The sequence below is a fragment of the Stenotrophomonas sp. genome, assembly GCF_059505245.1.
Window position 1 is genome coordinate 14,845 of the sequence record NZ_JCACKF010000038.1, and the last position, 23,890, is coordinate 38,734.

Annotated in this window: 21 protein-coding genes; 10 read left to right on the forward strand and 11 right to left on the reverse strand. The window is 68.4% G+C overall.

What is annotated here, in order from left to right:
- Nucleotides 1-28: 28 nt before the first annotated feature.
- Nucleotides 29-499, reverse strand: a complete 471-nt coding sequence (locus AC5JLE_RS15200) for a hypothetical protein (protein ID WP_401735021.1) — start codon at nt 497-499, stop codon at nt 29-31.
- Between the two features lie 5 nt (nt 500-504).
- Nucleotides 505-951, reverse strand: coding sequence for a universal stress protein (locus tag AC5JLE_RS15205; protein WP_049408788.1), 447 nt, complete (start codon nt 949-951; stop codon nt 505-507).
- 141 nt (nt 952-1,092) lie between these two features.
- Here AC5JLE_RS15205 and AC5JLE_RS15210 point away from each other — a divergent pair, with 141 nt between their 5' ends.
- The 4 genes from AC5JLE_RS15210 to AC5JLE_RS15225 all read left to right on the forward strand — a co-directional run bounded on the left by AC5JLE_RS15210 (nt 1,093) and on the right by AC5JLE_RS15225 (nt 6,205).
- Nucleotides 1,093-2,010 carry a LysR family transcriptional regulator gene (locus AC5JLE_RS15210; RefSeq protein WP_014648381.1) on the forward strand — a complete coding sequence of 306 codons (918 nt, stop codon included), beginning with the start codon at nt 1,093-1,095 and terminating at the stop codon, nt 2,008-2,010.
- A gap of 153 nt (nt 2,011-2,163) precedes the next feature.
- Nucleotides 2,164-3,693, forward strand: a complete 1,530-nt coding sequence (locus AC5JLE_RS15215; protein WP_014648380.1) for an MFS transporter — start codon at nt 2,164-2,166, stop codon at nt 3,691-3,693.
- A 20-nt stretch (nt 3,694-3,713) separates the two neighbouring features.
- Nucleotides 3,714-4,796, forward strand: a complete 1,083-nt coding sequence (locus AC5JLE_RS15220) for an HlyD family secretion protein (protein WP_049408789.1) — start codon at nt 3,714-3,716, stop codon at nt 4,794-4,796.
- On the forward strand, nt 4,793-6,205 hold the full coding sequence (locus AC5JLE_RS15225) for an efflux transporter outer membrane subunit (RefSeq protein WP_481478916.1): 1,413 nt from the start codon (nt 4,793-4,795) through the stop codon (nt 6,203-6,205). Before AC5JLE_RS15220 ends, AC5JLE_RS15225 begins: the two co-directional genes overlap by 4 nt.
- Before the next feature lie 173 nt (nt 6,206-6,378).
- Here AC5JLE_RS15225 and AC5JLE_RS15230 read toward each other — a convergent pair whose 3' ends face one another.
- The 5 genes from AC5JLE_RS15230 to AC5JLE_RS15250 all read right to left on the reverse strand — a co-directional run bounded on the left by AC5JLE_RS15230 (nt 6,379) and on the right by AC5JLE_RS15250 (nt 11,156).
- Entirely contained in the window at nt 6,379-6,717 is a 339-nt protein-coding gene (locus AC5JLE_RS15230) for a hypothetical protein (protein ID WP_005410998.1), read from the reverse strand.
- Nucleotides 6,718-6,794: 77 nt separating this feature from the next.
- Nucleotides 6,795-7,736 (reverse strand): DegV family protein, encoded by a 942-nt coding sequence (locus tag AC5JLE_RS15235; RefSeq protein WP_032956590.1) that lies wholly within the window; start codon nt 7,734-7,736, stop codon nt 6,795-6,797.
- A gap of 95 nt (nt 7,737-7,831) precedes the next feature.
- Nucleotides 7,832-8,464, reverse strand: coding sequence for a 2-hydroxychromene-2-carboxylate isomerase (locus AC5JLE_RS15240; RefSeq protein WP_014648376.1), 633 nt, complete (start codon nt 8,462-8,464; stop codon nt 7,832-7,834).
- Between the two features lie 20 nt (nt 8,465-8,484).
- Entirely contained in the window at nt 8,485-9,747 is a 1,263-nt protein-coding gene (locus AC5JLE_RS15245) for an amidohydrolase family protein (RefSeq protein ID WP_496065438.1), read from the reverse strand.
- Complete coding sequence (locus tag AC5JLE_RS15250; RefSeq protein WP_032956583.1) at nt 9,747-11,156, reverse strand: amidohydrolase; 1,410 nt, start codon at nt 11,154-11,156, stop codon at nt 9,747-9,749. Before AC5JLE_RS15250 ends, AC5JLE_RS15245 begins: the two co-directional genes overlap by 1 nt.
- Before the next feature lie 255 nt (nt 11,157-11,411).
- On the opposite strand from AC5JLE_RS15250, the gene AC5JLE_RS15255 reads away from it, so the two are divergent.
- The 3 genes from AC5JLE_RS15255 to AC5JLE_RS15265 all read left to right on the forward strand — a co-directional run bounded on the left by AC5JLE_RS15255 (nt 11,412) and on the right by AC5JLE_RS15265 (nt 16,275).
- A complete protein-coding gene (locus tag AC5JLE_RS15255) occupies nt 11,412-14,798 on the forward strand; it encodes an autotransporter domain-containing protein (RefSeq protein WP_496065439.1) in 3,387 nt (1,128 codons plus the stop codon).
- A gap of 117 nt (nt 14,799-14,915) precedes the next feature.
- Nucleotides 14,916-15,692, forward strand: coding sequence for an AMP nucleosidase (locus AC5JLE_RS15260; RefSeq protein WP_005419211.1), 777 nt, complete (start codon nt 14,916-14,918; stop codon nt 15,690-15,692).
- Between the two features lie 43 nt (nt 15,693-15,735).
- Nucleotides 15,736-16,275 (forward strand): DUF924 family protein, encoded by a 540-nt coding sequence (locus AC5JLE_RS15265; protein WP_014648372.1) that lies wholly within the window; start codon nt 15,736-15,738, stop codon nt 16,273-16,275.
- 119 nt (nt 16,276-16,394) lie between these two features.
- On the opposite strand, the gene grxD is transcribed toward AC5JLE_RS15265, so the two are convergent.
- Entirely contained in the window at nt 16,395-17,321 is a 927-nt protein-coding gene (gene grxD, locus AC5JLE_RS15270) for a Grx4 family monothiol glutaredoxin (protein ID WP_032956577.1), read from the reverse strand.
- 59 nt (nt 17,322-17,380) lie between these two features.
- On the opposite strand from grxD, the gene AC5JLE_RS15275 reads away from it, so the two are divergent.
- Entirely contained in the window at nt 17,381-18,160 is a 780-nt protein-coding gene (locus AC5JLE_RS15275) for a polysaccharide deacetylase family protein (RefSeq protein ID WP_032956574.1), read from the forward strand.
- A gap of 100 nt (nt 18,161-18,260) precedes the next feature.
- Here AC5JLE_RS15275 and AC5JLE_RS15280 read toward each other — a convergent pair whose 3' ends face one another.
- The 3 genes from AC5JLE_RS15280 to AC5JLE_RS15290 are packed head-to-tail and all read right to left on the reverse strand — an operon-like array spanning nt 18,261 to nt 20,880.
- The gene (locus AC5JLE_RS15280) at nt 18,261-18,980 is read right to left on the reverse strand and encodes a class I SAM-dependent methyltransferase (protein WP_053495759.1); all 720 of its coding nucleotides are present in this window, start codon (nt 18,978-18,980) and stop codon (nt 18,261-18,263) included.
- Nucleotides 18,981-18,984: 4 nt separating this feature from the next.
- Nucleotides 18,985-19,602, reverse strand: coding sequence for an SGNH/GDSL hydrolase family protein (locus AC5JLE_RS15285; RefSeq protein ID WP_496065440.1), 618 nt, complete (start codon nt 19,600-19,602; stop codon nt 18,985-18,987).
- A 3-nt stretch (nt 19,603-19,605) separates the two neighbouring features.
- Nucleotides 19,606-20,880: a pyridoxal phosphate-dependent aminotransferase gene (locus AC5JLE_RS15290; protein ID WP_032956570.1), complete on the reverse strand. Its 1,275-nt coding sequence runs from the start codon at nt 20,878-20,880 to the stop codon at nt 19,606-19,608.
- Between the two features lie 114 nt (nt 20,881-20,994).
- Here AC5JLE_RS15290 and rsgA point away from each other — a divergent pair, with 114 nt between their 5' ends.
- Entirely contained in the window at nt 20,995-22,104 is a 1,110-nt protein-coding gene (gene rsgA, locus AC5JLE_RS15295; protein WP_032956568.1) for a ribosome small subunit-dependent GTPase A, read from the forward strand.
- Between the two features lie 210 nt (nt 22,105-22,314).
- Nucleotides 22,315-23,568: a flavohemoglobin expression-modulating QEGLA motif protein gene (locus AC5JLE_RS15300; protein ID WP_075076345.1), complete on the forward strand. Its 1,254-nt coding sequence runs from the start codon at nt 22,315-22,317 to the stop codon at nt 23,566-23,568.
- Nucleotides 23,569-23,890 lie beyond the last annotated feature (322 nt).

The window sequence follows — 23,890 nt, forward strand, 5'->3', positions numbered from 1 at the left end:
CATGCGATCACACGGGGGGCGCGACGGCTTATCGCTGCCGCAACCAGCCGGTCGGATCGAGCAGCCTCAGCCCGACCGGTGACAACGAGCGCTGCCGCAACGGCAGGTTTGCCGCCTGCACGGCCATCGCACAGCGTGCCAGTTGCCGGCGCAACAGTGCCAGCGTGTCGTCTTCGCGGGGCCGCGCATGCCGCCATTGTGCGATGCGCAGCAGGCAGACCAGCAGGTCCAGTTCACTGGCGGCAATGAAGGGAGAGCCGGCCGGCAGCAGATCGATCGGAGCGGCGGGGGTGGCCAGCAGCGGCAGCAGGCCGATGAAGGCGTCGCAGCCCTCCTGGCCAAGCCCGAGTCCGCTCAGCTGGGCAAGGCCATCGGCCTGCAGATCGGGGTCGCGCAACTGCCGTATCGCGCCCAGCAGCGCCTGTTCGCCCCGGCCGAACTGTCGACCGAAGGCGCGGTAGTTGACCCGGGTGGGAAACAACGGGGAACGGGAGGCCATGGCAGCTAGGGTTGTGGGTCGCGGGTTTCCACCAGCACGGGGCAGGGCGCGTGGTCGATGGTCCATTGCCCGATCGAGGGTTCGAACAGGCGTTCCAGCCGGGACAGGTGGCGATGGCCGATCACGATCAGGTCGCACTTCAGGCGCCGGGCCTGCTCGCTGATCACTTCGCCGGGATCGCCGGAGGGGATCTGCGCGATGGCATCGACGCCGCGCTCGCGCAGTTCGGCCAGGGCTTCGGCCAATACTGCCTCGGCGCGGGAGCGCTGGCGGGCGGCTTCCGGATACTCGGTGCGATCGGCTTCGCTGGCATCGGCCGCCAGCGCGAATTCGGGGTCGAGCACGCACAGCAGGTGCAGGCGGCTGTGGGGGCCGGCGATGGCGGCGGCCAGGTCCAGCACGCGTGCGTGCTGGGGGCCACCATCCAGGGCGACCAGCAGGGTAGTGAACATGGATGTCTCCTTGGCAGGACGGGGATGGTCGCCGATGTCACCGCGCGCACCCATGCCGTGCGCGGCAGTCAATGAATGCGTCGAACGCAACCCACGGTGGTTGCAAGTGCCCTAGAGTCATCTGATTTACTGGAGACTGTCATGCCCCTGCCTGACCTGAACCTGTTGCTGGCACTGGACGTGCTGATTGACGAATGCAGCGTGGCCGCCGCCGCGCGCCGCATGAACCTGAGCGCGCCGGCGATGAGCCGCACCCTGGGCCGGATCCGCACTGCGCTGGGTGACCCGGTGCTGGTGCGTGCCGGCCGCGGTCTGGCGCCCACGCCCCGCGCGCTGCAGCTGCGCGAGCAGGTCCGCGATGTGATCGAGCAGGCCCACCGCGTCTTCAACGCCGGTCGTGAAGTGGACATGCGCGTGCTCGAGCGAACCTTCAGCGTGCGCGCCAATGATGTCTTCATCGGTGGATTTGGCGGTCGCCTGCGCGAGATCTTCCGCCAGCAGGCACCGCGCGCGGTGCTGCGCTTCGTACCCGAGGGCGATACCGACGATGATGCGATGGCGCAGGGCCGGATCGACCTGTACATCAGCACCGCCGGCAAGCATGCGCCCGATACCAAGGTGCAGAACCTGTTCAGTACCTCGTTCATGGGCGCCGCGCGCGAGGACCATCCACTGTTCGACGAGGAGATCAGTGCAGAGCGCTTTGCCGCGTGCGACCACATCGCGGTGTCGCGCCGTGGCCTGCCGCGTGGGCCGATCGATGATGACCTGGCCACGCTCGGCCTGCAGCGCCGCGTGGCGCTGATCAGCCCGACCTTCCACGGTGCGATCTTCGCGGCGGCCGAATCAGACCTGATCCTGCCGCAGATGCCAAGCGTGATGCTGGAGCGGATCGTCAGCATGCGCCTGCCGCTGCGCCTGTTCCCGCTGCCGATCCCGGTGCGTACCGCGGCCATCGTGCAGGCCTGGCATCCGCGGCTGGACAACGATGCCGCGCACCAGTGGCTTCGCCGTTCGATCAAGACCATGTGCGAGCGCGTCGAGGACGCCCACCGCTGAGACCCGCAGGCGTGCGCTGGACGCACGCCTGGGATGCCGGCGACGCCATTTTTCACAGGGTACCGGCTCCCTAGACTGCGCTCCCCGGAGTTTCACTGAGCGCATTCCAATGACCCTCAACATGCCGTGCACTGCACGGATCGGCGCCTGGCGATGAGTGCGCCGGCCGCCGCTGTCCCGGCCGCCGCGGCGCCCCGTCCTGCCGCCGCCCCCGGGCTCGATCGCCGCATTCTGGTCGGCCTGTGTGGCGTGCTGCTGGCGGTGCTGGTGTCCGGCTTCAACGAGAACATCACCAAGGTCGCGCTGGCCGACATCCGTGGCGCGATGGGTTTCAGCGTCGACGACGGCAGCTGGATCGTCGCCCTCTACAGCGCGATGTCGGTCAGCGCGATGGCCTTCGCGCCGTGGTGTGCCGCCACGTTCTCGCTGCGCCGTTTCGCGCTGGCGATGATCGGTGGCTTCATGGTGCTGGGCGTGCTGTGCCCGCTCGCCCCGAACCTGCAGGTGTTCCTGCTGCTGCGTGCATTGCAGGGCCTGTGCGGCGGTGCACTGCCGCCGTTGCTGATGAGCGTGGCGCTGCGCTTCCTGCCGCCTGGCATCAAGCTGTACGGCCTGGCCGGCTACGCGTTGACGGCGACGTTCGGCCCGAGCATGGGCACGCCGCTGGCCGCGTTCTGGGTCGAGCAGGTGGGCTGGCACTGGGCGTTCTGGCAGATCGTGCCGTACTGCCTGGCCGCCATGGCGATGGTCGGCTGGGGCCTGCCACAGGACCCGCTGCGGCTGGAACGCTTCGCCCAGTTCGATGGCGTTGGGCTGCTGCTCGGCCTGCCGGCGCTGGTGCTGCTGGTGCTGGGCCTGGTGCAGGGCCCGCGGCTGAACTGGTTCGATTCGCCGATGATCACGCTGATGATCGGTGGCGGTGCCGGCCTGATGGTGCTGTTCATGATCAACGAATGGTTCCACCCGCTGCCGTTCTTCAAGCTGCAGTTGTTGGCCAATCGCAATCTCAGCTACTCGCTGGTCACGCTGGGTGGCGTGCTGTTCGTGCTGCTGGCGGTGATCTCGATCCCGTCCGGCTTCCTGGCCAGCGTGCAGGGCTACCGGCCGCTGCAGACCGCACCGATGCTGCTGTGGGTGGCACTGCCACAGGTGATCGCGCTGCCGCTGGTGGCGGCCCTGTTGAACATCCGCGCGGTGGACTGCCGCTGGGTGCAGGCCACCGGCCTGGCGATGCTGGCACTGGCCTGCTGGCTGGGCTCGCACCTGGACGTGGCCTGGATCCGCGACAACTTCCTGTGGGTGCAGCTGCTGCAGGTGTTTGCCCAGCCGATGGCGGTGCTGCCGCTGCTGATGCTGGCCACCGGCGGCCTGGCGCCACAGGATGGCCCGTTTGCCTCGGCCTGGTTCAACACGGTCAAGGGCTTCGCTGCGGTGCTCGCCGGTGGCGTACTGGATGCCATCGCCCAAGGCCGCCGTCATTTCCATTCCACCGTGCTGGTCGACCGCCTTGGCGAGCAACCGTGGCTGGCCGATGGCCCGCAGCTGGGCGCGCGCCTGCATGCACAGGTACAGGCGCTGACTTCTGCCGACCTGTACTGGGTGGTCGCACTGGTGGCGCTGGCCTTCATTCCCCTCATTGCCTGGATGCCCACCCGCATCCATCCGCCACGCGCCGTGGCCTGAACCTTTCGCAGGAACCCCTCATGACGATCAATCGAACCACTCTCAACACCGGCCTGGGCCTGGGCGTGCTGGCCCTGGCCATCGGCGCGTGGCTGCTGCTGCGCGATGGCGGTCACCAGACCACCAACAATGCGTACGTGGTGGCCGACTACACCCTGGTAGCGCCGAAGATTGCCGGCTTCGTCAGTGCCGTGGAGGTAGAGGACAACCAGTCGGTGAAGGCCGGCGACGTGCTTGCCCGCATCGACGACCGCGACTACCAGGTGGCATTGCAGGCTGCGCGTGCCGACCTTGCCAATGCCCGTGCACAGCTGGCCAATGCGCAGGCCGCACTGGCCCAGCAGGACTCGCTGATCGCGCAGGCCAGGGCCAGCGTCGATGTCAGCCGTTCCGAACTGACCCTGGCCAGTGCCGACCAGCAGCGTTACCGCGAACTGGCCCGTGATGGCGCCGGTACAGTGCAGAACGCGCAGCAGGCGCAGTCGAAGCAGGCCGTGGCCAGTGCGCATCTGCAGCAGGGCCAGGCCGCACTGTCGACCGCACGCCAGCGCACCGACATCCTCAGCGCGGGCGTGCAGGCTGCACAGGCGGCGGTGCAGCGTGCAGAAGCGGCACAGGCACGCGCCGAACTGGATCTGTCGCACACCGTGCTGCGCGCGCCGATCGATGGCATGGTCGGTCGCCGCGCAGTGCGCGTCGGTGCCTACCTGACCCCGGGTACGCCGGTGGCTGCGGTGGTCCCGCTGAAGCGCGCCTTCGTGGTCGCCAACTTCCAGGAAACGCAGATGACCCGCATGCAGGCCGGCCAGCAGGTCGAACTGAAGGTGGACGTATTCCCGGGCACGCCGCTGCGCGGGCACATCGACAGCATTGCACCAGCCACCGGCGTCACCTTTGCTGCAGTCGCACCAGAGAACGCCACCGGCAACTTCACCAAGGTGGTGCAGCGCATTCCGGTGAAGATCGTGCTGGAGCCGGGCCAGCCGCTGCTGGACCAGCTGCGTGCCGGCATGTCGGTGGAAGCCAGCGTTGACCTGGGCAGCCGCGCGCGTGCGCAGAGCGTGCAGCACGGACCGGGCCACAAGCGCGGGGAGGGCGCATGAGCGCCATTACCGTTTTCCGCACCTTCGTTGCGGCCACCCTGTGCACGGCCCTGGCTGCCTGCGCGATGGGCCCGGACTTCGTACGCCCGCAGGCGGAACTGCCCGGCCACTGGCGGGGTGGGGCTGTCGCCGGCAACGCCATCGATCAGGACGCCGCCTGGTGGGCCGGCTTCGACGATCCGCTGCTGGGGCAGCTGGCCCACCAGGTGCTGGCGGCCAACCTGGACCTGCAGCTGGCCGCCAACCGCGTGCAGCAGAGCCGCACCGCGCGCGGCATCACCGCCGCCGATCGCCTGCCCAGCGTCCGCGCGAGCGCCAGTGGCGTGCGTGCACGCAACAGCGAGGTGGGCCTGAATGATCCGTCCGGCAACGGCGGCCGTGATGACTACGGGCTGTTCCAGGCCGGTATCGGCCTGGGCTGGGAACTGGACCTGTGGGGCCGCGTGCGGCGCCAGGTGGAAGCGGCCGACGCACGCGTGCAGATGGCCGAAGAGGATGCACACGCCGTGCGCATCGCGCTGCTGGCGGAAACCGCGCGTGATTACCTGCAGCTGCGTGCGACGCGGCAGCTGCTGGCGATCACCGAGGACAACCTCAGCATCGCGCATGACATCAAACGGCTGACCGAGGCGCGCCAGAAGCAGGGCGTGGCCAGCACGCTGCAGGTGTCCAGCGCGGCCGCGCAGGTGGCTTCGCTGCAGGCGCGCATTGCGCCGCTGCGGCATCGCGAATCGCAGCTGCGCAATGCGCTGGCGTTCCTGCTGGCACAGCCGCCGCAGGCACTGGACGCGCAGCTGCAGGATGTACGCCGTGACTGGCCGGCGTTGCCAGCGGTGGCGGTGGGTCTGCCGAGTGAACTGGCCGAGCGTCGCCCGGACATCCGTCGTGCCGAGGCGGCACTGCATGCGGCAACGGCCGGCATCGGCGTGGCCGAGGCCAGTTTCCTGCCGCGCATCACCTTGAATGGTGACGCAGGCTTCCAGGCCAAGCAGCTGGATGACCTGGATGGCTGGAACGCGCACCGTTTCAGCATCGGGCCGTCGATCAGCCTGCCGATCTTCCAGGGCGGGCGGCTGAAGGCGAACCTCGCGCTGAGCAGGCTGCAGCAGCAACAGTCGGCCCTGCAGTTCCGCCGTACCGTGTTGCAGGCCTGGCATGAGGTGGACGACGCCATGGATGGCTACAGTGCCGAGCAGCAGCGCACGGTGCAGCTGCACGTGGCGGTGGATGAGAGCGAGACGGCACTGGGGGCGGCGCGCCGGCAGTACCAGGCCGGCGTGGTCGACATGCTGGACGTGCTGACCACCCAGCGCATCGCGCTGGACAACCAGGCCGCGCTGGCCAACAGCCAGGCCGCCGCCGCGATCGCGCGGGTGGAGCTGTACCGCGCGCTGGGCGGTGGCTGGTAGCGATAGGGAAACGCCGGGCCATGCCCGGCGGTTCGTCGGTAGTTGCCAACCTTGGTTGGCAGTTTTTTTGGAGCGCCAACCAAGGGTGGCGTCTACCAGAGCATGGTCATCGGCACCGGGTCGATCACGAAACGGGCACGGTAGCGCCGGGCCATGCCCGGCGGGCGGGTGCCTCAACGCACGTCGCGCAGTTCCCAGTGGCTGCCGGCCAGCAGACGCAGGCGCTGCTTGAACACGTCACTGTCGATGCGGGTGGTGGCGACCAGGTTGATGCGCAGGTCCTTCTGCTCGCCGGTCACGGTGGCCTCCGGGTCGGTCACGCCCCACTGCGGTTCCACCGCATCCGGGTCGGGCTGCTTGGCCTTCCAGCGTTCGAACAGCGTGCCGCTGCGCAGGGCATCCTGGAGCTCTTCGGCGAAACCGGCGGCGCCCTGGGAATGGAAGGACAGGTCAGGGTCGTTGCCGCGGGCCTTGGACGGATCGGGCAGGCTGATGTGGTACTGCGCAGGCATGGAGTTCTCCTTGAAGTGCGGCAAGGCTGGCACAGTTGGGGTGGAATCGATGTGCAGATTCCGGCCGTGGCCAGCGCTCATTCGAACCGATGCGGCCCATCGGCAAATCCCACGGTGACCGCGCCCTTGCCGACGTTGACCATGCCGGTCAGGCTCATCACCGATTCGTACACGGTCACGCCATGGCCGGCGCAGACCTCTTTCATCTGTGCATAGCCGGGCAGGCTGCGCAGCTCGTCCAGTTCGCCGCCGTAGCTGACGCACACCGTCGGCGTCATCAGCCCGGCACGCACGCGCTGGCCGACCACCGCGAACAGCTTCTGCACGGCGCTGTCGAAGCCCTTGATCTTGGCCACCGGCCCGGTCTCGCCACGGTAGCCGTGCAGCACCGGCTTGATGTCCAGTGCACTGCCCAGTGCCGCGCTGAGCAGGCCGACACTGCGGTCGCCCTTGTGCCGCGCGCGTGCGCGCATGTAGTACAGGTCGCGGGTGATCATGTAGCCGTGCACGTTGCCGGCCAGTTCTTCCAGCCGTTCGCGGATCTGCTGCACGCTGGCGCCACTGTCACGCAGGCGGACAGCCTCCACCGCGGTCACGGCCTGCGCGGCGAACAGGTTCTGGGTATCAAGTACGCGCAGCGCGAACGGCGAGTTGTAGCCCGCTGCCTGCCGCACCGGCTTGTAATCGTTGAGGATGGCGAAGCTGGCCTGCAGCGCGTTGTCGTGGATCGGGCTGCGGGTCTTGGTGATGGTCATGCAGAACACGTGGTCGTAATCGATCACCAGCTGCTGCAGGAACAGGTCGCGGATCTGGTTGACGCTGAAGGGGATGGTTTCCGCTTCAGCGCCATGTTCGGCCACATGCGCGTGCAGGAAGCTCAGGGTGGCCTGCTCATCGCGATGATCGGCCAGCACGGCTTCGCCGATCCGTACGGTGATCGGCAGCAGCACGATGTTGTGCTCGGCAATGAAGTCCTGCGGCAGGTCGCAGGCCGAGTCGACGACGATTCCGATGCGCATCCGCGGCTCCCCGTCCAGGGCGGTTGTAGGTTCGGAAATGTGAAATCTATCTCAAATTCTGGCGTGGCGCGCGAGGGAAACGCGGCACGCCCTGTTCAGCGACTGCGCTGCACGGCCACCGGAAGCTCGGCCAGGCGCTGCCATTCGGGCTGCCGCAGCAGATCCGGGTCGGCCAGCACCGCCGCCATCAGTGGGTGGGCGTCGTTGCCCCAGAACAGTTCGCCATCGATGGCCAGGGTCGGCACGCCGAACACGCCGGTTGCAATGGCGGCCTCGGTGTTCCTCCGCAGCTGCTCCTTGACCGCGGGAGTCGCGATGGCGCTGGCGACATCCTCGATCCCCAGCCGTGCGGCTGGTTCGCGCAGGGCCTCGGCGCTGTCGGCGGCATTGCCGTCGCGCCAGATCCAGTCGAACAGCACGTCCACCGCCCGTGCGCTGCCACCCGCGGCCAGGCACAGGCGCAGGGCAGACAGCGGATTGAACGGGTGGCCCGGCGGGAACCGCAGCGGTGTGCCTTCGGCCTGCGCGGTCCACAGCAGCTGGCGGTAGATGAAGCGGCGCTTGGCCGGAATCTCGGCCGGCCCGAGGTTGCCCAGGTGATGCAGCACGGCACCAAAGGCGATCGGCACCGGCTGGATCCGCGGGAACTCGGGCAGCTGCTTCAGCTTCTGCCAATGCAGGTAGGAGTACGGCGAAACGAAGTCGAAATACCAGCGCAGGGTGGCCATGGTGGTGTCCTTCAATGCGGTCAGGGCTGCGCGTTGCGCAGCAGGTAGCGATCGCGCAGCTCGGTCTGGCGCGAGCGCATCGGCATCGCCCGGCCGCCCAGCCAGACCTGTTCGGCATAGTGCGCCACGTCCAGCGGGTCGCCCTCCCACAGCACCAGGTCGGCACGCTTGCCCGGCTCGATGCTGCCGATCTGGTCGGCCACACCGAACGCCTGCGCCGGCACCCGGGTCAGGCCGGCCAGGCCGTCGGCCCAGGGCAGTCCATTGGCCACGGCATTGCCGGCCAGCTGGCGCATCTTGCGGGCGTTGTGCGAGGCGTCGCCACGCTGCACGAACGAGACCGCCACGCCGGCCCGTTGCAGGCGTGCCGCATTTTCCAGGGTTGCACCGATCTGGTCGAAGCTGGCCGGCAGGTTGGACAGCACGTCGACGAACACCGGCACCTGCGCGGCGGCCAGCTCCGGTGCCAGCTGCCAGGCTTCGCTGCCACCGGCAATGGCGATCTTCACCTTCTCGCGGGCGGCCCAGCGCAGCAGCTGGCGGATGTCCACCGCACGGTCCACCTCCACCACGATGCGGCCCTGGCCGGCCAGGTAGCGGCCCAGCGTGCGGCGCCCGGCCGGGGTCAGCAGCGCATGCGGTGAGTCCGCGGCGACCTGGCCACGCGCCTCGTCCACCATCTGCTGCAGCAGCATCCATTGCGCCGCACGCGAATGCCCGGTCAGTTCCACTGCGGCCGACCCCAGGCGCAGGAACAGCGCGCGCGGCCCGAGGGGATCGGCGCTGCCGTCCAGCCGCATCACACCGCCCTGGCCAGCGACGAAGCCGCCACCGGTGGCGGCCCCCAGGGCGGTGAAGCCGATGCCGTCCAGGCGCGCCACCGGGATCAGCACCGAGGCCGGGTTGTAGGCCAGGGTGACATCGAATTCGGGGCGCAACGGTTGTTCGCCGATCTTCAGCGTGCTGTCGACCGTGCTCGCTTCACCGGAGACTTCTTCGATGCCGATCTCGGTGATGCCCCCAAACAGCGCGGGTGTCAGCGGGCGGCCATCGGCCTCGACGATGTTGGCCCCGGCCGGTGCGGACAGCCCGTTGCCGACTGCGCGGATGATGCCGCCCTGCACCAGTACATCGGCGTGCTGCAGGCTGCCGCGCGCGCTGGCCGTATGTACGGTGGCGTTGCGGACCAGCAGGTCCTGCGCCTGCGCAGCTGCGGAGAGGCAGACCAGCACCATGACCGTAGCGCCGAGCCAAGCCCGGCGACGCTTGTTCAACGCGCCCATCAGTGCACCTCCTGGCCGAGCTGGAAATCGGAACGCGGCGTCGCTGCCGGCGCACTGCGGTCGTACAGGCGGCGGCCGTCGATGAAGACCTGTTCGGCCAGCGCGTAGGAACCGAAGGGGTTGCCGTTCCACACCACTACGTCGGCCATCTTGCCGGCCTCCAGGGTGCCGGTCTGGCCTTCAATGCCCAGCGCTCTGGCGGCATTGGCCGTCATCCAGGTGATGGCATGTTCGGGCGTGATCTCCGGCATGTGCGCGCGGCGCGCGGCGGCGATCACCTTGGCCGCTTCCTGGTTCAGGCGCTGGATGCCTTCGGGCGAATCGGAATGGACGATGGCGCAGCTGTTCTTCGGCCGGTCGACCAGTGCGATGTTCTCCGGAATGCCATCGAAGGCTTCCATCTTGAAGCCCCACCAGTCGGCCCACAGCGCACCGCAGACGCCGTCGGCGGCCAGCCGGTCGGCCAGCTTGTAGGCCTCCACGCCGTGGTGGAAGGCCGCCACCTTGAAGCCGAATTCCTTGGCCAGGTCGAGCATGGTGGCCATCTCGTCGGCGCGGTAGCAGTGGATGTGCACGCGGATGTCGCCTTCGATCGCGCCGGCCAGCGTGTCCAGCTTGAGATCGCGCTTGCCGCCGGCATCACCGGCGCTGTCGCCCTTGTCGCTGCCGAACCAGCCCTTGCGCTTGGCCGGCTTGGGTTTGTTCTTGGCGATGTAGTCGGCAGCATCGATGAAGGCGGCGCGGTAGCCGGCAACGTTGCCCATCCGCGTGGCTGGGGCGACGTTCTTGCCTTCGCCGTAAACCCGTTTCGGGTTCTCGCCGCAGGCCATTTTCAGCCCCCACGGAGCACCCGGGAATTTCATGGCCTGGTAGGTGATGGCCGGCACGTTCTTCAGGGTCACGCCACGGCCACCGACCAGGTTGGCCGAGCCAGGCAGCACCTGCATGCTGGTCACGCCTCCGGCCAGGGCTGTAGCGAAGCCCGGGTCCTGCGGCCACACCGAGTGCTCGGCCCAGACATTGGCGGTGACCGGTGCGGTCATCTCGTTGCCGTCGCTGTGCGCGCCGACGCCCGGGCTGGGGTACACGCCCAGGTGCGAGTGCACGTCGATCAGGCCCGGGGTGACCCACTTGCCCCGCGCATCGATGCGGGTGACCCCGGCATCGGCCTGCAGCTGGCGGCCCACGGCGGCGATGCGGCCCTCGCGCAGCAGCACGTCGGCGTTGTCCAGGCGCTGGCCGGTGCCGGTCAGCACGGTGGCGTTCTGGATCAGCACCGGCGCATCGGGATGCGCCCGGTAGGTGCTGGGGTAGGGATCGGCGACGAAGCGCGAGGCGCCCACCGCCGGTGCCGTGCTCAACGAAACCAGCGCCAGCCCAAGAGCGGCGCGCAACACCATCGATGCCATGCAGAGATCCCCAACCCACGCGTGAATCCGCCGACGCTATCCGTCGTCGATACCACTTGCCAAGTGACCTTGGGCAGGGGCAGGGGTGGGGATTTCCCTATACAAAAATTCTGAACGAAGCATTAATTTTTTGTGACACCTGCCGCTACCAACCGGTGGGACAGCGAGCGCTGACCCGCCGTGAGGTGTGCTTTCCATTGCTCCATGACGGAGCTGCACCTGAAATATTTCAAGGAATCAAGGACGTAACTGCAGATGATTGTCTTCCCGTCGTATCGCTCCACCGCTTCCCGCCGCTCGATCCTCCCCTCACCCCTGGCCTCGGCCATTGTTGGCTCGCTGCTGATGGCCGCCGCTCTGCCGGCGCTGGCCCAGGACAGCAACGCAGACGCCTTGTCGCGTTACCAGTTCCAGCGCAGCCTGCAGGCCGCGTTTGCCGCACCGGTCCTCACCGCTTCGCCGTCGCTGGCCGTCGCCGCCGCCGATGTGGAAGTCGATCCGGAACCCATCATGGGCAAGCCGGGTGATGCCGCCAGCTGGCGCACCACCGAATTCAACAGCGACTGGGGCCTGCAGGCGATCAACGCCGATGTGGCCTACGCACGCGGCCTGACCGGCACCGGCATCCGTCTGGGCGTGTTCGACAGCGGCACCGGCCTGGACCACGACGAGTTCGCCGGCAAGGACCACCGCAGCATCCATCTGGCCGATGTGCTGGCCGATGGCAGCCTGTGCGCGCGCGAAGTGCTGAGTGGCCCGGACGCCTGCTTCGCCAGCGACGGTGGCCAGGTGGCCGTGTCCTACCAGCTGCTCGACCCGGACTATGCCGATCTGCTGGAGCGCAATGGCTTCTACGAAGGCCTGAGCTACAACGTGCACGGTACCCACGTGTCGGGCACCATCGCCGCCAACCGTGATGGCCACGGCACCCACGGTGTTGCCTTCGGCGCCGACCTGAGCGTGGCCCGCCTGTTCTCCAACAGCGCCACCTACCTGTCGGTGGTGAATATCGGCGGTTCCCTGTATCTGGACGAACAGACCATCGCCGCGATCCAGGCCGACGATTCGATCTACCCGCAGCTGTATGCGCAGATGAACGAGCAGGGTGTGCGCGCCATCAACCACAGCTGGGGCCTGGCCAACGAGCCGACCACAGCGGAAGACCTGGACATGTACCAGTCGCACCCGGTGTTCGCCGCCAGTCTGGCTGCGATGGCCGAAGGTTCGCGCAGCAGCGGCCTGATCCAGGTATGGGCCGCTGGCAACACCGATTCGCCCAACACTTCGCCGGAAGAAGCGCCGATTGCCGGCATGTACGCCTCGCTGCCGCGCGCCGTCGCCGACGTCGAGCCGTACTGGCTGGCCGTGGTCAACGTCAATCAGGACCTGGAGCTGAGCAACCGCTCGATGCGCTGTGGCCTGGCGGCGAACTGGTGCCTCGCCGCGCCCGGCTCGAACATCAACTCGACCGTGTACGGTCCCGATTCGGTGATCGAAGGTGATTTCTACGATGACAATGGCAACCTGGTGGTGGACATCATCAGCCAGACCCCGTCGTCCGATTACGAGGAACTGAGCGGCACGTCCATGGCCGCCCCGCACGTCACCGGCGCGCTGGGCCTGCTGTTCGAGCGCTTCCCGTACCTGGACAGCGCGCAGGTGCGCGACGTGCTGCTGACCACCGCCACCGACCTGGGTGCTGCAGGCGTGGACGATGTCTACGGCTGGGGCCTGATGAACCTGGCTGCGGCCGTCGAAGGCTACGGCTCGCTGCGCGTGGACACCGATGTGGTGATGAACCAGAAGGCCGGCGGCCTGAAGGTGTGGGAAGGTGATGCATGGGACGACTGGACCAATGACATCGGCGGCCCGGGCAAACTGACCAAGAGCGGCATCGGCTGGCTGCGCCTGAGCGGCGACAACAGCTTCAACGGCGCGGTGGTGCGCGAAGGCGTGCTGGAACTGGACGGCGTGAACACGCTGACCAGCGCCGTGGACGTGACCGGCGGAACCTTCCTGCTGAACGGCACCCTGCAGAACACAGCGCTGAACAGCCTGGGCGGCAGCAGCCGCATCACCGCCACCGGTGTGCTGGACGGCTCGGACCTGACCGTCACCGGCGGCGTGGTGTCCTTCAACGGCGTGCAGACCGGCGGCAGCACCTTCGTGGGTGAAAAGGGCACGCTGAAGGGCGTGGGCCAGCTGGGAAACACCACCGTGGCCGGCATCATCGCTCCGGGCAACTCCATCGGCACGCTCACCATCAACGGTGACTATGTGCAGACCGCCACTGGCGTGTACCAGGCCGAGGTGGCCCCGGGCAGCCGCAGCGACCAGCTGCACGTGACCGGCACCGCCACCCTGGGCGGCACCCTGGTGGCGCTGCCGGAACCGGGCACCTACTACCTGGGCGAGCAGTTCAACTTCATCCAGGCCGACGGCGGCGTGAACGGTCGGTTCGCCAGCACCGATTTCAGCGCCTTCTCGCCCTTCCTGCAGTTCGGCCTGGCCTACTCCGCCGCCGGCGCGCGCATTGAAGTGACCCGCGGCAACGCGCTGGCTACCGCGGCCACCACCGCCAACCAGTTGGCCGTGGCCACCGTGGTCGACGGTCTGGCGGTCAACCAGGGCCTGCCGCGTCCGCTGACCATGCTGTTCCCGGAACAGGTGGGCAGCGCACTGGACAGCCTCAGCGGCGAACTGCATGCCGCCACCAGCGCGGCCCTGCTGGAAGGCAGCCGCTACGTGCGTGATGCCGCGCTGGCCCGCCGTGCCGGTGCCGCTGCACCGGGTGCCGAAGGCGGCGACGCCAGCGGTGTGTGGGTGCAGGCCCTGGCCGGCAGCACCACGCTGGACGGCAACACCAACACCGCCCGCACCGAAGCCAACAGCAACGGCCTGCTGGTCGGTGCCGACCGCGAGTTCGGCGGCTGGCAGGTGGGCGTGCTGGCCGGTACCGGCCGCACCGACGTGAAGCAGGGCGAAGGCCGCCGTGCGAGGTCGAAGGTGGACAACACCCACTTCGGCGCCTACGCCAGCCACAACTGGGGCGGTTTCGGCCTGCGTGGCGGCCTGGCATGGAGCGAACACGATGTGGACAGCACCCGTGAGCTGGCGTTCGCCGGTTACAGCGACACCCTGAGCGCCCGCTACGACGCGCGTACCCGCCAGGCCTTCATCGAAGCGGCCTACCGCTTCGGTGGCCGCGAGGCCGGCCTGGAGCCGTACGTGCAGGTGGCCCGCGTGGAAGTGGACACCAAGCACGTGAACGAGCGTGGCGGTGCTGCGGCCCTGCAGGGTTCGGTGGACGACGTGCGCACCACCCTGGCCACGGCCGGCGTGCGCTTCGACAAGGGCCTGAAGGCCTCGTTCCAGCAGGACAGCTGGTTGCACGTGCGCGGCGCGGTGGCGTACCGCCACGCCAGCGGCGACCGTAACCCGTCGGCCCGCCTGGGCTTTGCCACCGGCGGCGACAGCTTCGTCGTCAACGGTGCACCCATCGCCGACAGCGCGGTGGTGGCCGAACTGGGCCTCTCGGCCTGGCTGACCGCCAAGCAGCAGCTGGAACTGAGCTACAGCGGCCAGTTCGGCGACGAAAGCCGTGACCACGGTGCCAACCTGCGCTGGTCGGTGCGTTTCTGAGCCACCGGCTCCCGCAGGGAAACCAGGAGGGGCGGCCGTTGGGCCGCCCCTTCTCTTTGTGTGGCAGGGCAGGCGCAGCGTTGCCTACAATGGCGCCCCTGCAGAACCGGACCGGGCATGAAGAGCAAACAGGAAATCGTCGACAACTGGCTGCCGCGTTATACCGGCGTTCCGCTGGACCAGTTCGGCCAGCATATCCTGCTGACCAATTTCGGCGGCTACCTGCACACCTTCTCCGCGCTGACCGGCGCCCCGGTCATCGGCCTGGACCGGCCGATGGCCAGCGCCACCATCGATGGCATCACCATGATCAACTTCGGCATGGGCAGCCCCAATGCCGCGATCATCATGGACCTGCTGTCGGCGGTGATGCCCAAGGCGGTGCTGTTCCTGGGCAAGTGCGGTGGCCTGAAGCGCAAGAACCAGCTGGGTGACCTGGTGCTGCCGATCGCAGCGATCCGCGGTGAGGGCACTTCGGGCGACTACCTGCCGCCGGAAGTGCCGGCCTTGCCGGCGTTCGCGCTGCAGCGTGCGGTCTCGACCATGATCCGTGATCTCGGCCACGACTACTGGACCGGTACCGTCTACACCACCAACCGCCGGGTCTGGGAGCACGACGAGGCGTTCAAGGAGCGGCTGCGGGCGATGCGCTGCATGGCCATCGACATGGAAACCGCCACCGTGTTCGCCGCTGGCTTCGCCAACCACATTCCCAGCGGCGCACTGCTGTTGGTGTCGGACCAGCCGATGATCCCCGATGGGGTCAAGACCGAGGCCTCCGATGCCAAGGTCAGCTCCCAGTTCGTGGAAAACCATATCCAGATCGGTATCGAGGCGCTTAAGCTTATCCGGCGCAACGGCAAGTCGGTCCGCCACCTGCGCTTCGACGAATGATGATGATGGCCTGGCGCGGCGCGCCGGCCCTGGGGAGTAGGTGATGGACGTTGCCGCGCACGTGGTGGAATTCTGGAAAGAGGCGGGCCCTGCGAAGTGGTTCGCCCGCGATGATGCGTTCGACGCGCAGTTCCGCCAGTTGTTCCTGGATGAGCATTTCGCAGCCGCCTCGCGCGCGCGCGAACACTGGCTGGGCAGTGCCGAGGGCGCACTGGCGCTGATGCTGCTGCTGGACCAGTTCCCGCGCAACTGCTTCCGCGGTAGCGCCCATTCCTACGCCACCGATGGCCTGGCCCGGCACTACGCCATGCGCGCCATCGAGGAAGGCCTGGACCTGCAGCTGGTGCCCAAGCTGCGCGCCTTCATCTACCTGCCGTTCGAGCACTCCGAGGATCCGCTGGACCAGGACCGCTCGGTGGCGATGTTCGACGTGCTGGGCGACAAGGAATACCTGCAGTACGCCGAGCTGCACCGCGACATCATCCGCCGCTTCGGTCGCTTCCCGCACCGCAACGCCGTACTGGGTCGCATTCCCTCACCGGAAGAGCTGGACTACCTGGCCGAAGGCGGTTTCGCCGGCTAAGAAAAAGGGGACGGAGGGGATTAAGTCGTTTTTGCCACAAACGACTTAATCCCCTCCGTCCCCTTTTTAGGGGTCAGATCGCCTTTCCTCAGGAAAGGGCCCTGACCCCGGGCCTTCAATCAGTACTTCGGCACCCCGTTGTCGACGTCTTCCGACCAGGCGTTGATGCCGCCGGTGACGTTGAACACCTTGGTGAAGCCCAGGGCGCGGAACTGCTCGGCGGCCTGCGCGCTGCGGCCACCGTGGTGGCACATGAAGGCCAGCGCGGTGTCCTTGGGCAGGGCTTCCAGCGCGGCGCGGCCGTTGCCGTCGAAGGTCTTGAACGGCACGCCCACGGCGGCGATTTCACGCTCGTCGGCCGGGCGCACGTCCACCAGGGTGATGTTGCCGGCACGCACCAGGTCGTCGGCATCGCGCACGCTGATTTCCTGCACCGGCTTGGGCGCATTCGGGTTGTCGATGGCCAGGCCCTTGCCGCGGATGTCGTCCACCCAGTCGATGGTGATGCCGTTGGCGCGACGGGCGCTGGCCAGGTCGAACTGCACGCGCAGGCCGTTGGACTCGGCGGCGATGGCGCCTTCGTCGTGCGGGGCCAGCTGGAAGTTCGGCTGGAAACCGGCGTCGATGGACAGCTGCAGAGCAGCGCCCGGGGCATCGGCCAGCGCGCCCTTGAGCATTTCCACGGCCGCCGGGGTGACGGTGATGCTCGGCGGGGTACGGTCCGGCGCGGCCAGGCCCAGCACGCTGCTCAGCTCGCCGCTGGCAGCCATCTGCAGCACGATGTCGCTGCCGCCGACCAGTTCGCCGTCGATGTACAGCTGCGGAATGGTCGGCCAGTCGCCATAGGCCTTGATGCCTTCACGGATTTCCTGGTCGGCCAGCACGTTGACGTGGGCGAACTCGACGCCGAGGTCCTGCAGGGCGCCCACGGCCTTGGCCGAGAAACCACACTGCGGCATCGACGGCTGGCCCTTCATGAACAGCACGACGCGGTTGGCGTTGAGGATGGATTCGATGCGCGAACGCAGAGCGGGATCGAGGGACATGGACGTCGGGGTTCCGGGAATTCGAATCATCAATTCTACCCCTCATGGCATCATGGGGGATGAGCAACGCAGGAACATTGCATCGCATCCCGACCCGGCCCTGGCGCTGGCTGCCCTGGCTGGTGGCGTCGCAGCTGGCCGTGATCCTGGTCTGGGCCCTGGCCGGCTGGCACTGGGGGCTGCCCGTGATGGTGGCCAGCCACGCACTGTTCCTGGTGCCGGTATTCCTGCCCAACAGCCGCTTCTACGCGCCGGTGCTGAGCCGGATGGGAGAGGCCGGCAACAGCGTCTGGTTGACCATCGATGACGGTCCCGGCCCGGAGACCCGTGCGGTGCTCGACCTGCTGGACCGCTACCAGGCCCGCGCCACCTTCTTCCTGGTGGGCGAGCGTGCGCTGGCACAGCCGGAGCTGGTGCAGGAGATCCTGCGCCGCGGCCACGACCTGGGCAACCACAGCCACAGCCATCCGCAGGCGCGCTTCTGGCGGCTGGGCCCGGCAGCGATGCGTGCCGAGATCGAGGGCTGCCAGCATGCGCTGCAGGCGGTAAGCGGCCGCCCGGTGCGCTGGTACCGTTCGGTGGTGGGCATGACCAATCCGTTCGTGGCGCCGGTGCTGAAGGCGCTGGGACTGGTGCGCGTGGGCTGGAGCGCCCGTGGCTACGACGGTGTCGGCTGCACGCCGGAGGGCGTGCTGTCGCGGCTGCTGCCGGACCTGCGCCCGGGCGCCATCGTGCTGCTGCATGAGGGGGCCGCCCACGGCCACAACCTGGCGATCATCGAACGCGTGCTGCAGGCGCTGGACGAGCGGGGGCTGAAGGCGCGGCTGCCGGTTCCGTAACGCCGGGCCCTGGTGGTGTGGAGCAGCCGAGCATGGGCTCGGCGCTACAAGGGTTGGCGATCATCCTGTAGCGTAGCGCCGGCACATGCTGCACTCGGCGCTACAACGCGGGGCGTTCGGCCACCAGCAACCAGCTGTTGAACGGCGTGCGCCCGTGCAGGGGGCGCGGCGCCGTCACTTTCAATCCGGCCTCGGCCAGTGTCGCCTGCAGCACCTGCGGGTCGGGGTAGTGGCGCGGCCGCGTGCCCATCCAGCCGACCAGCCAGGCCAGCCGGTCCGCCACCCGCGTGGTGCGGTCGCGGCCATCGCCGGTGGCCAGTGGCGTGCGCAGCAGCAGGCGGCCGCCGGGAGCGACCCGCATACTGGCCTCACGCAGCAGTGCCTGCTGTGGGCCCGCGTCCAGGTACTGCAGCACATCCAGCAACAGCACATGCCCGGCCTGCGCCGGCAGCGGCGCCTGCACGTCCAGGCAGTCGAAGCGCACAGCGGGCAGGCCGGTGGCGGCACGCTGGGCGCGGGCGATCTTGCCGGCATCCACGTCCACGCCCCGGTAGGGCTGGGAGCCACCGCGCTGGCGCAGCACGTGGGCGAACAGGCCCAGCCCGCAGCCCAGGTCCAGCACGGGTTGCCCGTCGCCAGGCAGGTGCTGCAGCACGCCGTCATACAGCGGGTCGCTGCCCAGCTTGCTGCGGGTGTAGTAGTAGTCGCGGCGGCTGGCCCAGGCGTGTGCGGGGCGGAATGCCTCGGCGATCGCGCGGGCCTGCGCGGCGCTCAAGGGTGTGCAGGGCAGGGGCTGGCCGTTCCGTGGCGTGCCATCCATCGGGTCAGTCCGTTCCGCCGAGCAGGTGGGCGGCGACCGGCAGCGCGCGCGCGCTCCACAGCGCGTACATCCGTGCTGAAGGGTGCAGGCCGTCGTCGGCGATCATCGCCGGGTCGCCACCGTGGTCACGGCTGATGTCGGTGATGTCGACGAAGGCCACGCCCTGCTGGGTGCAGATCACTTCAGCGGCCGCGTTGAATTCGTCGGTCTCGATCTCGATCGCGGCCAGGTCACGGCCGCTGCCGATACCGAACGGGGTTGCACCCCAGTCGGGGAAGGACAGCACCAGCACACGCCCGGGGCGGCCACCGGCAAAGCCGATCGCCCGCTGCAGCAGGGCCTGGAACTGTACGCGGTACTCGTCCAGCGGGCGGCCGCGGTACTGGTTGTTGACGCCGATCAGCAGGCTGACGAAATCGAACGGGCCCTGCGGTACCGCCGCATCGATGCCGGCGTCCAGCTCGTCGGTGGTCCAGCCGGTGGTGGCGATGGTCTGCGGGTCGGCCAGCGCCACATCCTGCGCACGCAGGGCGGTGGCCAGCTGGTGTGGCCAGCGGCCTTCAACGGCAACGGCTTCTCCGATGGTGTACGAATCGCCCAGCGCCAGGTAGGACAGCGCCACGGCTCAGGCCACCGAACGGCGCGGCTTCAACGGTACGACCTTGGTCGCGTCCTCGGCACGGCGGGCCAGCACGCGGTCGATGCGGGCGAACACATCGCGCATCACCGAGGCTTCCGGCAGCAGGGTCACGCGGAAATGATGGCGGTAGGGCACGTTGAAGCTGGAACCCGGTACCACCAGCACGCCTTCATTGTTCATCAGGTCCAGCGCGAAGTTGTGGTCGTCGAAGCCCTTGGCGGCGGCACCGACCACGGCCGGGAACGCGTACAGCGCACCGGCCGGCGCGACCAGCGACAGGTGCTCACTGGCTTCGCAGGCTTCGATCACCGCGCGGCGGGTTTCATACAGGCGGCCGCCCGGGGTACACAGTTCGGAGATGGTGTCCGGGCCGTTCACCGCGGCTTCGATGGCGTACTGGCCCGGCACGTTGGCGCACAGGCGCAGCGCGCCGAGCAGGTCCAGCGCGGCGCGGAAGTCGCCCAGGCGCGCGTCGTCGCCGCTGAGGTGGGCCCAGCCCACGCGCCAGCCGCAGGCACGGTGCACCTTGCTCAGGCCACTGAAGGTCAGGCACGGGTGGTCGCCGGCCAGCGGCGCGACCGGCTGGAATACCGCATCGTCGTACAGGATCTGGTCGTAGATCTCATCGACCAGCAGCAGCAGGTTGTGGCGGCGCGCGATCTCGACCACGCGCTCGAGCAGTTCACGCGGGTAGCTGGCGCCGCTGGGGTTGTTCGGGTTGATCAGCACGATGGCGCGGGTGCGCGAGGACACCAGCGTCTCGATCTCGCTCGGGTCCGGCTGGAAGCCGTTCTCGGCGGCGCAGCGGTAGTACACCGGGCGGCCATCGTTGAGGATGGTCGAGGCCGACCACAGCGGGTAGTCGGGTGAGGGCACCAGCACTTCGTCGCCCGGGTTGAGCAATGCGCGCAGCGACAGGTCGATCAGTTCGCTGACGCCGTTGCCGACGAACACACGGTCGGGGTGCGCATCCGGTGCGCCACGGCGGGCGTAGTACGCCGCGATGGCTTCGCGTGCGACCGGCAGGCCCTGCTGGTGGGTGTATGGATCGGTGCGGCCCATGTCATCGGCGATCGCGCGCTGCAGGTGCTCGGGCGCGCGGAAACCGAAGTTGCCCGGGTTGCCGATGTTGAGCTTGATCAGCTTGCGGCCCTGCGCCTCCAGCTCCCGGGCTCGCCGCGCCAGTTCTCCGCGGATTTCGTAGCGCACTTCGGAAAGGCGCTCGCGGATGGCCAGGGGCTTGGGCGAGATGGTGGACATGGGGGCTGGGCCGTCAAAAGGCATGGGGATTCCATCCTACCGGAATTGCTGCAGTGCATGGCAGGGGTGCCGGGCTTGTCATTGCTGGGCTGGCAGGGCGCCGGCGCAGGTAGAATGGCGGCGATGACCCAGACCCCCGATTTCATCGCCCTGCAGACCATCGGTTGGCCCTGGCCGGGCCCGGCGCAGCAGGCCGACTGGCAGGCCGTGATGGCCGCGCACCCGCAGGCCCGCCCGGCGCGGGTGATCGAACAGCACCGCACCCACTACGTGGTGGCCGATGGCCCGGATGCGTCGATCAAGGCCGAATCGCTGCCGGAATGGCAGCGCCCGCGCTTCCCCAGCCACGAGCGGCCTGCAGTGGGCGACTGGGTGCTGCTGGACGGCATCCGCATTGTCGCGCTGCTGCCACGCCGCACCGCGATCAAGCGTGGCGCCGCCGGCGAGCACTACCACCAGCAGGTGATCGCGGCCAACATCGACACGGTGTTCATCGTCTGCGGCCTGGATGCCGACTTCAATCCGCGCCGCATCGAGCGCTACCTGCTGCTGGTCGGCGGTGGTGGTGCAGAACCGGTGGTGGTGCTGACCAAGGCCGACCAGACCGAGTACAGCGAGGATGCGCTGGCGGTGCTGGAAGAGCTGGAGATGCAGGGCATCGCGCTGCATGCGATCAACGGCCTGGATGCCGACAGTGTGGCGGTGCTGCAACCGTGGCTGGGCCCGGGCCGCACGGTGGTGCTGGTCGGTTCCTCCGGTGCCGGCAAATCCACGTTGACCAACACCCTGCTTGGCGAGCAGCGGATGAAGACCAACGCGGTGCGCGCCAACGATTCGCGTGGCCGCCATACCACCACCCACCGCGCGCTGATGCCGTTGCCGACGGGCGCCTGCCTGATCGACACCCCGGGCATGCGCGAGCTGAAGCCGACCGGCGAAGAGACGCTGTCCGAAGGTGGCTTCGCCGACATCGAGGCGCTGGCCGCACAGTGCCGTTTCAACGACTGCAAGCACCAGCAGGAACCCGGCTGTGCGGTGCGTGCGGCGATCGAGGCGGGCGAGATCGAAGAAAGCCGGTTGCTGAACTACTTCAAGCTGAAGGAAGAAGTGGCTGCCGCTGCCGCCAAGCTGGCGGTACGCCAGGCCGAGACCGCGCAGGAGCGCGGCGGCAAGAAGGGCAAGGGCCAGCAGTTCCGCCCGGCAGGCAAGCCGCGTAGGCGCTGATCGGTACCGCGGGGTCGGATCCCATTGCGCCGCAATGGGCTCTGACCCCTGCAATGAACCCGCCACTGCCTGCTTCGAGCGGGTGCCAACAGCCCGCGCCTGGTAGGTGCCAACCTTGGTTGGCACGGGTGTGTCGGCAAGCCCGCCGTCGGCGGATGCCAACCAAGGTTGGCACCTACCAAAGCAGGGGCAGGGCGTTATAGTCCGCGCATGGAACCGACTGCGACGCTGGACCGTGACGTGGCCCACCATGCAGCGCTCGATGCGCGCCTGGTCGAGGCCGTGGGAGGCATCCGCCTGCTGGGCCTGACCAGCTGGCCGGCAACGCTGCAGGCACCGTTCCTGGACAGCGTGGCGCGCGGCCAGCCGGTGCTGCCGAAGGTGGATTACCCCCGGCTGGACTTCAGCGAAGAACGTCGCGCGCTGGCCGCGATCGCAGCCGACTGCGACGACACTCATCCGCTGGGCCACTACGTGCGGCAGTCAGCGCAGAGCTGGGACCTGGCCGCGCAGCTGCTGGAAGGACTGGGCACCGCCGCCGTTGATACCTGTTCGGTGCAGCTGTTCGGCGCCCCCGAGCAGCCGCTGCCGGGCAATGGCCCGAGCACGCGCGACGCGGCGCGCCACTTCATACAGATTGCCGCCGAACTGGACCACGAACTGCTGGCGCCGGAAGAGCAGGTGCCGGTCTCGGCCATCGCCCTGCAGCTGCAGCTGCAGAATGATCTGGATGCGTTTTTCGAATCGCGCATCATCCAGGTGCAGCTCGACCCGGAACTGGTGTCCAAGGCCGCCGCCGGCCCGACCCGCATCCGCCTGCGCACCAGCGCGCGCTTCAGCGCCTACGACCGCGCGCAGCTGTTCCACCATGAAGCGCTGGTGCATTCGCTGACCGCATTGAATGGCCGCGGCCAGCCGGTACTGCCGAGCCTGGCGTTGTCCTCGCCACGGGTAACGGCGACCCAGGAAGGGTTGGCGACCTTCGCCGAGCAGATCACCGGCAGCATCGACATCGAGCGCCTGAAACGCATCAGCCTGCGTACCGAAGCGATTGCGATGGCACGCGAAGGCGCTGATTTCATCGAAGTGTTCCGCTATTTCTGCGATGCCGGGCAGAACGCGGAAGAGAGTTTCGCTTCGGCCCAGCGCGTGTTCCGTGGCGTGCCGCCGAGTGGCGGCCTGGCCTTCACCAAGGACACGGTGTACCTGCGCGGCCTGGTATCGGTGCATACCTTCTTCCGGCACATGCTGGCCGAGGACCGCCTGCAGGTCTGCCGCTGGTTGTTCGCCGGCAAGATGAGCCTGGCCGATGCGATCGCGTTCGCGCCGCTGTTCGAGGCGGGGGTGCTGAAGCCGCCGCGCTGGCTGCCGCATTGGGTGAGCCGGGCGAACGGCCTGGCCGGCATGCTGGCGTTCTCGCTGTTCGCCAACCGGATACGGATGGACCAGCTGGCGCCGGAATGAAATGCGTTGGCGGATCCTCCTGCGCCTGCCTGCTATCGGCTGGGAGGAGGCGGGGCACCCTGGTCAGGACACGCAAAAGCCCCTCCATGGTGCTCGATGGCGCCATACATGGCGCCAACGGTCCTGTCCAGCGGCCCCCGCCCCCTCCTGACAGTTTCCTGCGAGCGCGGGCAGCGCAACAGCGCGCCGGTGAGGTTCGAAAAGCGGGTTCTGGTAGTGCCGGGCGCGGGGCGGCCAACCCCCCATAGCGGATTGGCGGCCCGCGGCCCGCCCGACCATGCCGCACCGGCGCCGGCCGGGGTGAACGGCTCCGCCCCCCCGC